At 50.8% G+C, this 10,490-nt stretch carries 22 protein-coding genes and 1 pseudogene; 1 reads left to right on the top strand and 22 read right to left on the bottom strand.

Annotated features, from left to right (window positions below; translation table 11 throughout):
* Positions 1-3 precede the first annotated feature (3 nt).
* The 19 genes from rpsE to rpsJ all read right to left on the bottom strand — a co-directional run bounded on the left by rpsE (position 4) and on the right by rpsJ (position 8,546).
* Complete coding sequence (rpsE, locus tag CWM58_RS27495; protein WP_000940121.1) at positions 4-507, bottom strand: 30S ribosomal protein S5; 504 nt, start codon at positions 505-507, stop codon at positions 4-6.
* 14 nt (positions 508-521) lie between these two features.
* The gene (rplR, locus tag CWM58_RS27500; RefSeq protein WP_006817270.1) at positions 522-875 is read right to left on the bottom strand and encodes a 50S ribosomal protein L18; all 354 of its coding nucleotides are present in this window, start codon (positions 873-875) and stop codon (positions 522-524) included.
* A gap of 9 nt (positions 876-884) precedes the next feature.
* Positions 885-1,418 (bottom strand): 50S ribosomal protein L6, encoded by a 534-nt coding sequence (gene rplF / locus CWM58_RS27505; protein ID WP_008807049.1) that lies wholly within the window; start codon positions 1,416-1,418, stop codon positions 885-887.
* A gap of 12 nt (positions 1,419-1,430) precedes the next feature.
* A complete protein-coding gene (rpsH, locus tag CWM58_RS27510) occupies positions 1,431-1,823 on the bottom strand; it encodes a 30S ribosomal protein S8 (protein WP_008807048.1) in 393 nt (130 codons plus the stop codon).
* A gap of 33 nt (positions 1,824-1,856) precedes the next feature.
* Entirely contained in the window at positions 1,857-2,162 is a 306-nt protein-coding gene (gene rpsN / locus CWM58_RS27515; protein ID WP_002919667.1) for a 30S ribosomal protein S14, read from the bottom strand.
* Between the two features lie 14 nt (positions 2,163-2,176).
* Positions 2,177-2,716 (bottom strand): 50S ribosomal protein L5, encoded by a 540-nt coding sequence (gene rplE / locus CWM58_RS27520; protein ID WP_003031123.1) that lies wholly within the window; start codon positions 2,714-2,716, stop codon positions 2,177-2,179.
* A 14-nt stretch (positions 2,717-2,730) separates the two neighbouring features.
* Entirely contained in the window at positions 2,731-3,045 is a 315-nt protein-coding gene (rplX, locus tag CWM58_RS27525) for a 50S ribosomal protein L24 (RefSeq protein WP_003031122.1), read from the bottom strand.
* A gap of 10 nt (positions 3,046-3,055) precedes the next feature.
* Complete coding sequence (gene rplN / locus CWM58_RS27530; protein ID WP_002919748.1) at positions 3,056-3,427, bottom strand: 50S ribosomal protein L14; 372 nt, start codon at positions 3,425-3,427, stop codon at positions 3,056-3,058.
* Between the two features lie 165 nt (positions 3,428-3,592).
* Entirely contained in the window at positions 3,593-3,847 is a 255-nt protein-coding gene (rpsQ, locus tag CWM58_RS27535; RefSeq protein ID WP_004106347.1) for a 30S ribosomal protein S17, read from the bottom strand.
* Complete coding sequence (gene rpmC, locus CWM58_RS27540; RefSeq protein ID WP_002919754.1) at positions 3,847-4,038, bottom strand: 50S ribosomal protein L29; 192 nt, start codon at positions 4,036-4,038, stop codon at positions 3,847-3,849. The genes rpsQ and rpmC overlap by 1 nt, the downstream gene beginning before the upstream one ends.
* The gene (gene rplP / locus CWM58_RS27545; protein ID WP_002919759.1) at positions 4,038-4,448 is read right to left on the bottom strand and encodes a 50S ribosomal protein L16; all 411 of its coding nucleotides are present in this window, start codon (positions 4,446-4,448) and stop codon (positions 4,038-4,040) included. The genes rpmC and rplP overlap by 1 nt, the downstream gene beginning before the upstream one ends.
* Positions 4,449-4,460: 12 nt before the next feature.
* Entirely contained in the window at positions 4,461-5,159 is a 699-nt protein-coding gene (rpsC, locus tag CWM58_RS27550) for a 30S ribosomal protein S3 (protein ID WP_002919766.1), read from the bottom strand.
* A gap of 17 nt (positions 5,160-5,176) precedes the next feature.
* On the bottom strand, positions 5,177-5,509 hold the full coding sequence (rplV, locus tag CWM58_RS27555; RefSeq protein ID WP_002919773.1) for a 50S ribosomal protein L22: 333 nt from the start codon (positions 5,507-5,509) through the stop codon (positions 5,177-5,179).
* 14 nt (positions 5,510-5,523) lie between these two features.
* Positions 5,524-5,802: a 30S ribosomal protein S19 gene (gene rpsS, locus CWM58_RS27560; protein ID WP_001138115.1), complete on the bottom strand. Its 279-nt coding sequence runs from the start codon at positions 5,800-5,802 to the stop codon at positions 5,524-5,526.
* Between the two features lie 16 nt (positions 5,803-5,818).
* Positions 5,819-6,640 (bottom strand): 50S ribosomal protein L2, encoded by an 822-nt coding sequence (gene rplB / locus CWM58_RS27565; protein WP_002919786.1) that lies wholly within the window; start codon positions 6,638-6,640, stop codon positions 5,819-5,821.
* 17 nt (positions 6,641-6,657) lie between these two features.
* Positions 6,658-6,960 carry a 50S ribosomal protein L23 gene (rplW, locus tag CWM58_RS27570; RefSeq protein ID WP_000617546.1) on the bottom strand — a complete coding sequence of 101 codons (303 nt, stop codon included), beginning with the start codon at positions 6,958-6,960 and terminating at the stop codon, positions 6,658-6,660.
* Positions 6,957-7,562, bottom strand: coding sequence for a 50S ribosomal protein L4 (rplD, locus tag CWM58_RS27575; protein WP_002919794.1), 606 nt, complete (start codon positions 7,560-7,562; stop codon positions 6,957-6,959). Before rplD ends, rplW begins: the two co-directional genes overlap by 4 nt.
* A gap of 10 nt (positions 7,563-7,572) precedes the next feature.
* Positions 7,573-8,202: a 50S ribosomal protein L3 gene (rplC, locus tag CWM58_RS27580; protein WP_061153136.1), complete on the bottom strand. Its 630-nt coding sequence runs from the start codon at positions 8,200-8,202 to the stop codon at positions 7,573-7,575.
* Positions 8,203-8,234: 32 nt separating this feature from the next.
* Positions 8,235-8,546 carry a 30S ribosomal protein S10 gene (rpsJ, locus tag CWM58_RS27585; protein ID WP_001181005.1) on the bottom strand — a complete coding sequence of 104 codons (312 nt, stop codon included), beginning with the start codon at positions 8,544-8,546 and terminating at the stop codon, positions 8,235-8,237.
* A gap of 380 nt (positions 8,547-8,926) precedes the next feature.
* On the opposite strand from rpsJ, the gene CWM58_RS27590 reads away from it, so the two are divergent.
* The gene (locus tag CWM58_RS27590) at positions 8,927-9,412 is read left to right on the top strand and encodes a prepilin peptidase (protein ID WP_100682207.1); all 486 of its coding nucleotides are present in this window, start codon (positions 8,927-8,929) and stop codon (positions 9,410-9,412) included.
* On the opposite strand, the gene bfr is transcribed toward CWM58_RS27590, so the two are convergent.
* The 3 genes and pseudogenes from bfr to tuf all read right to left on the bottom strand — a co-directional run.
* The gene (gene bfr, locus CWM58_RS27595; protein WP_061153134.1) at positions 9,396-9,872 is read right to left on the bottom strand and encodes a bacterioferritin; all 477 of its coding nucleotides are present in this window, start codon (positions 9,870-9,872) and stop codon (positions 9,396-9,398) included. The two genes, CWM58_RS27590 and bfr, sit on opposite strands and share 17 nt — an antisense overlap.
* A 73-nt stretch (positions 9,873-9,945) precedes the next feature.
* A complete protein-coding gene (gene bfd, locus CWM58_RS27600; protein WP_071839028.1) occupies positions 9,946-10,140 on the bottom strand; it encodes a bacterioferritin-associated ferredoxin in 195 nt (64 codons plus the stop codon).
* A gap of 180 nt (positions 10,141-10,320) precedes the next feature.
* Positions 10,321-10,490: pseudogene (gene tuf, locus CWM58_RS27605) on the bottom strand (elongation factor Tu); the annotation flags it as partial.

Raw genomic sequence — 10,490 nt, forward strand, 5'->3', positions numbered from 1 at the left:
GGTTTATTTCCCCAGAATTTCTTCAACGGATTTACCACGCTTGGCAGCGACCATTTCTGGAGAATTCATATTTTCCAGGCCATCAATAGTTGCACGAACCACGTTGATCGGGTTGGTGGAACCGTATGCTTTAGCCAGAACGTTATGAACCCCAGCAACTTCCAGAACGGCGCGCATTGCACCACCGGCGATGATACCGGTACCTTCGGAAGCTGGCTGCATGAATACACGAGAACCCGTGTGAACACCTTTAACCGGGTGTTGCAGGGTGCCGTTGTTCAGCGCGACGTTAATCATATTGCGACGGGCTTTTTCCATCGCTTTCTGGATCGCTGCTGGAACTTCACGCGCTTTACCGTAACCAAAACCAACGCGACCGTTACCATCGCCAACAACAGTCAGAGCTGTGAAGGAGAAAATACGACCACCTTTAACGGTTTTAGATACGCGGTTTACCGCGATCAGCTTTTCCTGCAGTTCGCCAGCTTGTTTTTCGATGTGAGCCATCTTACACCTCTACCTTAGAACTGAAGGCCAGCTTCACGGGCAGCATCTGCCAGTGCCTGGACACGACCATGATATTGGAACCCGGAACGGTCAAAGGAAACATCTTTGATGCCTTTTTCCAGAGCGCGTTCAGCAACAGCTTTACCCACAGCTGCGGCCGCGTCTTTGTTACCGGTGTACTTCAGTTGTTCAGAGATAGCTTTTTCTACAGTAGAAGCAGCTACCAGAACTTCAGAACCATTCGGAGCAATTACCTGTGCGTAAATATGACGCGGGGTACGATGTACCACCAGGCGAGTTGCACCCAGCTCCTGGAGCTTGCGGCGTGCGCGGGTCGCACGACGGATACGAGCAGATTTCTTATCCATAGTGTTACCTTACTTCTTCTTAGCCTCTTTGGTACGCACGACTTCGTCGGCGTAACGAACACCCTTGCCTTTATAAGGCTCAGGACGACGGTAGGCGCGCAGATCTGCTGCAACCTGGCCGATCACCTGCTTATCAGCGCCTTTCAGCACGATTTCAGTTTGAGTCGGACATTCTGCAGTGATACCGGCCGGCAGCTTGTGTTCAACAGGATGAGAGAAACCTAAAGCCAGGTTTACTACATCCCCTTTAACCGCTGCACGATAGCCTACACCAACCAGCTGAAGCTTTTTAGTGAAGCCTTCGGTAACACCGATAACCATTGAGTTCAGCAGGGCACGCGCGGTACCAGCCTGAGCCCATCCGTCTACGTAACCATCACGCGGACCGAAGGTCAGAGCATTATCTGCATGTTTAACTTCAACAGCATCGTTGAGAGTACGAGTCAGCTCGCCATTTTTACCTTTGATCGTAATAACCTGACCGTTGACTTTAACATCAACGCCGGCAGGAACAACGACCGGTGCTTTAGCAACACGAGACATTTTTTCCTCCGATTAGGCTACGTAGCAGATAATTTCGCCACCAAGACCAGCCTGGCGCGCTGCACGATCAGTCATAACACCTTTAGAGGTAGAAACAACTGCGATACCCAGACCCGCCATAACTTTCGGCAGCTCATCTTTACGTTTGTAGATGCGCAGACCTGGGCGGCTGACACGCTGAATGCTTTCTACAACAGCTTTACCCTGGAAATACTTAAGAGTCAGTTCCAGTTCCGGCTTGATGTCGCCTTCAACTTTAAAATCTTCAATAAAGCCTTCTTCCTTCAGCACGTTGGCAATTGCCACTTTCAGCTTGGAGGAAGGCATGGTGACCGCAGCTTTATTCGCGGCCTGACCGTTACGGATACGGGTCAGCATATCCGCGATCGGATCTTGCATGCTCATCTGTCTTTACTCCCGTGATTCAATTGGTGACAATTACCAGCTAGCCTTTTTCAGACCCGGGATTTCACCGCGCATAGCGGCTTCACGGACCTTAATACGGCTCAACCCGAACTTCCGCAGGAAACCATGCGGACGACCTGTTTGACGGCAGCGATTACGCTGACGAGACGGGCTGGAATCACGCGGCAGAGTCTGCAGCTTGAGAACAGCGTTCCAACGATCTTCGTCGGTTGCGTTCACATCAGAGATGATAGCTTTCAGTTCAGCGCGTTTAGCGAAGAATTTATCAGCTAAAGCCACGCGCTTTACTTCGCGTGCTTTCATTGATTGCTTAGCCATTAAGTAACCCTACCTTACTTGCGGAACGGGAAGTCAAAGGCAGCCAGCAGAGCGCGGCCTTCTTCATCAGATTTCGCAGTAGTGGTAATGGTAATATCCAAACCACGAACGCGGTCGACTTTATCGTAGTCGATTTCTGGGAAGATGATCTGCTCACGGACACCCATGCTGTAGTTACCACGACCGTCGAAAGACTTAGCGGACAAGCCACGGAAGTCACGGATACGCGGTACAGCAATAGTGATCAGGCGCTCAAAGAACTCCCACATGCGCTCGCCGCGCAGAGTTACTTTACAGCCGATCGGATAGCCCTGACGGATTTTGAAGCCTGCAACTGATTTGCGTGCTTTGGTGATCAGCGGTTTTTGACCGGAGATTGCTGTCAGGTCAGCTGCTGCGTTATCCAGCAGTTTCTTGTCAGCGATCGCTTCACCAACACCCATGTTCAGGGTGATCTTCTCGACCCGAGGGACTTGCATGACAGAATTGTAGTTAAACTCAGTCATGAGTTTAGCGACTACTTCGTCTTTGTAGTAATCATGCAGTTTCGCCATCGTACTACTCCAAATTACTTGATAGTTTCGCTATTAGATTTGAAGAAACGGACTTTTTTGCCGTCTTCGAATCTAAAGCCTACACGGTCAGCCTTGCCGGTTGCCGCGTTGAAGATAGCAAGGTTAGAGATCTGAATAGCTGCTTCTTTCTCTACAATGCCGCCTGGTTGGTTCAGGGCCGGAACCGGCTTCTGATGTTTCTTAACCAGGTTGATACCTTCAACAATGACCTTGCCGGAAGACAGGACATTTTTTACTTTACCGCGTTTACCTTTATCTTTACCGGTTAACACGATAACTTCGTCATCACGACGGATTTTAGCTGCCATGATTCGCTCCTTAGAGTACTTCTGGTGCCAGAGAGATAATTTTCATGAACTTCTCGGTACGAAGTTCACGAGTTACCGGCCCAAAAATACGCGTACCGATAGGCTGCTCGCTGTTATTGTTAAGAATAACGCATGCATTACCATCGAAGCGAATGACAGAACCGTCCGGGCGACGAACACCCTTCTTGGTGCGCACCACTACCGCCTTCAGCACATCACCTTTTTTGACCTTACCACGTGGAATTGCTTCCTTGATGGTGATCTTGATGATGTCGCCTACGCCTGCGTAGCGACGGTGCGAGCCACCCAGAACCTTGATACACATTACGCGACGTGCACCGGAGTTGTCGGCGACGTTCAGCATAGTCTGTTCTTGGATCATTTTAGTGCTCCGCTAATGTCAACTACTACTGAGACCCGAAAATTAGGGTCGTTAAAAAGCCCCATATCGAGGGCGCGGCATTATAACACCACAAACCAGATATGGGTAGAAAAAATAAACGGCTCATCGCTGAGCCGTTTATCCGTATCGAGAATGCGTACTCTATTACAGAACCGCTTTCTCTACAACGCGAACCAGCGTCCAGGACTTAGTCTTGGACAGCGGACGGCATTCGCGGATTTCAACCACGTCACCGATACCGCATTCGTTGTTCTCGTCATGTACGTGCAGTTTGGTCGTACGTTTGATGAATTTGCCGTATACCGGGTGTTTCACCATACGTTCGATAGCAACAACAATGGATTTCTCCATTTTGTCGCTAACTACGCGACCTTGCAGAGTACGGATTTTATCGGTCATTACGCACCCGCCTTCTGAGTCAGTAAAGTCTTAACGCGTGCAACATCACGACGCACTTGCTTCAGCAGATGAGTCTGTTGCAGCTGGCCACTTGCAGCCTGCATACGCAGGTTGAACTGCTCACGCAGCAGGTTCAGCAGCTCAGCGTTCAGCTCTTCAACGCTTTTTTCACGCAGCTCTTTTGCTTTCATTACATCACCGTCTTAGTTACAAAGGTGGTTTTGATCGGCAGTTTCGCTGCTGCCAGGCCGAATGCTTCACGGGCCAGCTCTTCCGGTACGCCGTCCATTTCATACAGGACTTTACCCGGCTGAATCAAGGCAACCCAGTACTCCACGTTACCTTTACCTTTACCCATACGAACTTCCAGCGGCTTCTCGGTGATCGGTTTGTCCGGGAATACACGGATCCAGATCTTACCTTGACGCTTAACTGCACGGGTCATAGCACGACGTGCTGCTTCGATCTGACGGGCAGTCAGACGACCACGGCCAACAGCTTTCAGACCGAAAGTGCCGAAGCTAACATCCGTACCCTGCGCCAGACCACGGTTGCGGCCTTTGTGCACTTTACGGAATTTTGTACGCTTTGGTTGTAACATCAGCGACGCTCCTTATTTACGGCCTTTACGCTGCTGCTTTTTAGGTTGAGCAGCCGGTTCCGGTTGTTCAACAGCAGCCATACCACCCAGGATCTCACCTTTGAAGATCCATACCTTAACGCCGATTACACCGTAAGTGGTGTGCGCTTCAGAGGTGTTGTAGTCGATGTCAGCACGCAGAGTGTGCAGCGGTACGCGACCTTCACGGTACCATTCGGTACGTGCGATTTCCGCGCCGCCCAGACGGCCGCTAACTTCAACTTTGATACCTTTAGCGCCCAGACGCATTGCGTTCTGTACAGCACGCTTCATCGCACGACGGAACATAACGCGACGTTCCAGCTGAGAAGTGATGCTGTCAGCAACCAATTTAGCGTCCAGTTCAGGCTTACGAACTTCGGCAATATTGATCTGTGCAGGTACGCCAGCGATATCCGCTACGACCTTGCGCAGTTTTTCTACGTCTTCGCCTTTCTTACCGATAACGATACCCGGGCGAGCAGTGTGAATGGTCACACGGATGCTCTTAGCCGGACGCTCGATAACGATGCGAGATACAGACGCTTTAGCCAGTTCTTTTGTCAGGAACTGACGTACTTTAAAATCGCTGTCCAGGTTGTCAGCGAATTCTTTGGTGTTCGCGAACCAGGTAGAGTTCCATGGTTTGACAATACCCAGGCGAATACCATTAGGATGTACTTTCTGACCCATTGCTAGTCTCCAGAGTCTCAGCGATCGGACACAACCACAGTGATGTGGCTGGTGCGCTTCAGGATGCGATCTGCACGACCTTTAGCACGCGGCATAATGCGCTTCATGCTCGGGCCTTCGTCTACGAAAATTTTCGCAACTTTCAGATCATCAATGTCAGCGCCATCGTTGTGTTCAGCGTTAGCAATGGCAGATTCCAGTACCTTCTTGACCAGTACAGCAGCTTTTTTGTTGGTGTAGGTCAGAATATCCAGGGCCTGCGACACTTTCTTACCGCGAATCAGGTCAGCTACGAGGCGAACCTTCTGAGCAGAAGAACGAGCATGGCGATGTTGAGCTAAAGTTTCCATCTCTTCCTCCTACCTTATTTCTTCTTCGCTTTTTTATCAGCAGCGTGGCCGCGATAAGTACGAGTCGGTGCGAATTCACCCAGTTTGTGACCAACCATTTCGTCGGAAACAAAGACTGGAACGTGCTGACGACCATTATGGACAGCGATGGTCAAACCGATCATGTTAGGAAAGATCGTTGAACGACGGGACCAAGTGCGCAGGGGCTTCTTGTCTCCGCTTTCCACCGCTTTCTCTACCTTCTTCAGCAAGTGCAGGTCAATAAAAGGACCTTTCTTGAGAGAACGTGGCATGGCTTATCCTCTAAAATTATTTGCTACGGCGACGTACGATGAATTTATCAGTACGCTTGTTGCTGCGGGTCTTCTTACCTTTGGTCTGCAGGCCCCACGGGGATACCGGGTGCTTACCAAAGTTACGACCTTCACCACCACCATGTGGGTGGTCTACTGGGTTCATCGCAGTACCGCGAACGGTAGGACGAACACCACGCCAGCGTGCAGCACCTGCTTTACCCAGAACGCGCAGCATATGCTCAGCATTGCCAACTTCGCCCAGAGTAGCGCGGCAGTCTGCTTCGACTTTACGCATTTCACCAGAACGCAGACGCAGGGTGACATAAGCACCGTCGCGAGCAACGATCTGAACGTAAGTACCAGCGGAACGTGCCAACTGACCGCCTTTACCTGGTTTCATTTCTACGTTATGAACGGTAGAACCAACCGGGATATTGCGCATCGGCAGGGTGTTGCCTGCTTTGATTGCAGCATCAACGCCAGACTGAATCTGGTCACCAGCTTTCAGGCCTTTCGGGGCCAGGATGTAACGGCGCTCGCCGTCTTTGTACAGAACCAGCGCGATGTTCGCGGAGCGGTTCGGATCGTACTCAAGACGTTCAACAACTGCCGGGATACCATCTTTGTTGCGTTTGAAGTCAACAATACGGTAAGCCTGCTTGTGGCCACCACCGATATGACGAGTGGTGATACGGCCATTGTTGTTACGACCACCGGATTTGCTGTTTTTTTCCAGCAACGGAGCAAAAGGTTTGCCCTTGTGCAGCTCTGGGTTAACCACTTTAACGACGTGGCGACGACCCGGAGATGTCGGTTTACATTTAACAACTGCCATTGTATTACTCCTCCGACTTACTCAGCGCCGCCAACGAAGTCCAGATTCTGGCCTTCTTTCAGGGTGACGTAAGCTTTTTTCCAGTCGCTACGACGACCGATACGCTGTCCGTGACGTTTAACTTTCCCTTTAACAACCAGGGTGTTAACGACTTCGACTTCGACTTCAAACAGTTTCTGCACAGCAGCTTTGATTTCTGCTTTGGTCGCGTCTTTAGCAACTTTGAGAACGATGGTGTTTGTTTTTTCCATCGCAGTAGACGCTTTTTCAGAAACGTGCGGTGCGCGCAGCACCTTCAGCAGACGTTCTTCACGAATCATGCCAGCATCTCCTCAACTTGCTTAACAGCATCAGCAGTCATTACGACTTTGTCGAAGGCGATCAGGCTAACCGGGTCGATACCGTTCGCATCACGTACGTCAACCTTGTGCAGGTTACGTGCGGCCAGGAACAGGTTCTCGTCCAGCTCACCGGTGATGATCAGCACATCTTCCAGAGCCATGTCTTTCAGTTTCTGTGCCAGCAGCTTAGTTTTCGGCGCTTCAACAGAGAACTTCTCGACAACGATCAGACGATCCTGACGTACCAGTTCGGACAGAATGCTTTTCAGCGCGCCGCGGTACATCTTCTTGTTAACTTTTTGACTGTGGTCCTGCGGACGAGCAGCGAAGGTTACGCCACCGGAACGCCAGATCGGGCTCTTGATAGAACCAGAACGCGCACGGCCGGTACCTTTCTGGCGCCACGGTTTTTTACCGGAGCCAGTGATTTCAGCACGAGTCTTCTGAGCACGAGTGCCCTGACGCGCACCAGCTGCATAAGCAACAACAACCTGGTGTACCAGCGCTTCGTTGAAATCACGACCGAAGGTAGTTTCGGAAACAGTCAGCGCGCTCTGCGCGTCTTTCAATACTAATTCCATTGCTATCTCCTCACGCCTTCACAGCTGGTTTAACGATCAGGTCGCTACCGGTAGCACCCGGGACAGCACCTTTAACCAGCAGCAGGTTGCGCTCAGCGTCAACACGTACTACGTCCAGGCTCTGAACGGTTACACGCTCATTACCCAGCTGACCTGCCATTTTCTTGCCTTTGAACACTTTGCCCGGAGTCTGGTTCTGACCGATAGAACCCGGAACGCGGTGAGACAAGGAGTTACCGTGAGTAGCGTCCTGGGTACGGAAGTTCCAGCGCTTAACGGTACCAGCAAAACCTTTACCTTTAGAGGTACCGGTTACGTCAACTTTTTTAACGTCAGCAAACAGTTCAACGCTAATGTCCTGACCTACGGTGAATTCTTCGCCGTCAGCAAGACGGAATTCCCACAGACCACGGCCAGCTTCAACGCCAGCTTTAGCGAAGTGACCCGCTTCCGGCTTGGTTACACGGTTAGCTTTTTTAGCACCGGTGGTAACCTGGATTGCGCGGTAGCCATCGTTAGCCAGGTCTTTAACCTGAGTAACGCGGTTTGCTTCAACTTCGATTACGGTTACTGGGATAGATACGCCATCTTCAGTGAAGATGCGGGTCATGCCCACTTTTTTACCGACTAAACCAATCATTGTTTCAACCTCTCAATCGCTCGATGACCTGATTAACCCAGGCTGATCTGCACGTCTACACCGGCAGCCAGATCCAGACGCATCAGAGCATCAACGGTTTTTTCAGTTGGCTCAACGATGTCAACCAGACGCTTGTGAGTGCGAATCTCGTACTGATCACGCGCATCTTTGTTGACGTGCGGGGAGATCAGAACGGTAAAGCGCTCTTTGCGGGTCGGCAGCGGGATCGGACCACGGACTTGCGCACCAGTGCGCTTAGCAGTCTCGACGATTTCCGCGGTTGATTGATCGATCAGACGATGATCAAACGCTTTAAGGCGGATACGGATTCTTTGGTTCTGCATGAGACCAGAGCTCCAATTATTTTATAGACGAAATGATTACTCCTCATACCCATTACGATTGATGGGAGAGTGTAACCGTTCTTACATAGTCCCCCGATTGGGGACATTGTTTGATAGCCAAGAGCACTATCAGGGTTCATATCGAACCGGCCGTCAACTTTGACAGGCCCGCGCATTATACGCAAATTCTGGCGCGACGCAAGCGCTGTTTAGAAAATCATCACCGGGATTTGCGCGTCTTCGCGATAGTGCGCTGCGCAAGGCGGTAACGCTGTCCATAAAGCTGCATTGCGCCATCCATTCTGGGAAATTGCATTTTGCGCCATGCTGGGCCAATAAGCATAGTGAGGCTATGTTCATTGACCATCATGGGGTTACTCATGCTCTCCGCCCTCCCCTTCTTACTCTGCTATAGCGGATTGACGCTAGTATTATGTCAGCAGGACCTGCGTCACGGCTTGCTGCCAGACCGCTTCACCTGTCCCCTGCTGTGGAGCGGCTTGCTTTTTTATCTCTGTCTGGCGCCGCATCATCTCAACGAGGCTGTCTGGGGAGCTATAGCTGGCTATCTCTCGTTTGCCGCCCTTTATTGGCTATACCGCAGGGTCCGTGGACATGAAGGATTAGGATATGGCGATATAAAATATCTCGCAGCCCTTGGGGCCTGGCATGGCTGGCGAATGCTGCCGCAGCTGGTGCTGGTAGCGTCATTGCTCGCCGGCATGACGTGGGTGGTATTGGGTCTGTCCGCCAGGTGCGGCGGCAACAGAAAATGGGAAAAGGACAACCCGCTGCCATTTGGGCCATTTCTGACGGCAGCAGGTTTCTGGTGCGGGTGGCAAACGCTGATTAGTCTGACACTTTAATCTGCGACTGCAGGTAATTCTGCAGGCCAATTTTGCCAATCAGATCGAGTTCGGTTTCCAGCCAGTCGATATGGCCTTCTTCATCCGCCAGGATCTCAATCATCATATCGCGGCTGACATAGTCATGGACGCTGTCGGCATAGGCGATCGCCTCGCGCAGGTTTTGCGCACCTTCCAGCTCCAGCCTTAAATCGGACTGCAGCATCTCTTCCACATCTTCACCGATGCCAAGTTTGCCGAGATCCTGGAGATTGGGGATACCTTCGAGGAAAAGAATACGCTCAATGTACTTATCGGCGTGCTTCATTTCGTCAATTGATTCGTGGTACTCAATATCGTTGAGGCGCAGAAGGCCCCAGTTTTTGAACATTCTCGCATGGAGAAAGTACTGATTAATTGCGACCAGCTCATTTCCCAATAATTTATTGAGATAACTTATGATTTTGACATCACCTTTCATTATATAGTCCCTCCGCTTCCACTTATTGAAGCGTAGTTCGGCCTATAGGGATGTCAAAAGAGAAGCGTGGGGTTCAGGCGATTTCTTTGAATTCCGGCATGGAGGTTAATTCATCTTCCATCACTTCGCGTGCCGCACGAACACACTTACCGCATTGATTTCCAACGGGAACAAACTTACGTAATTGCTGAAAAGATTGCGGTTGAAACTGGCGAACAACCTGGCGAATTTTTTTATCGCTAACGCCATTGCACAAACAAACGTACATATAAACTCCCGTTCAATTTATGCACAAATATTAAATGAGAATAGTTATGATTACAATAGACCATTTACTCATTATCCGCTGCAGCGCACGTTATGAAGGGCGTGACGTACGCGTTCTTTCGCTGAACAGCGGGCAGCAAAAAGGGCGCCGAAGCGCCCTTTTTAATTCAAAGCTAACGAATTAGCCCAGAACTTTAGCTACAACGCCCGCGCCAACGGTACGGCCGCCTTCACGGATTGCGAAACGCAGACCATCGTCCATCGCGATCGGGTGGATCAGGGTAACAACCATTTTGATGTTGTCGCCCGGCATTACCATCTCTACGCCTTCCGGCAGTTCGATGGTACCAG

This window comes from Klebsiella sp. H-Nf2 (assembly GCF_002806645.1).
GTDB classification, from domain to species: Bacteria; Pseudomonadota; Gammaproteobacteria; order Enterobacterales; family Enterobacteriaceae; genus Klebsiella; species Klebsiella variicola.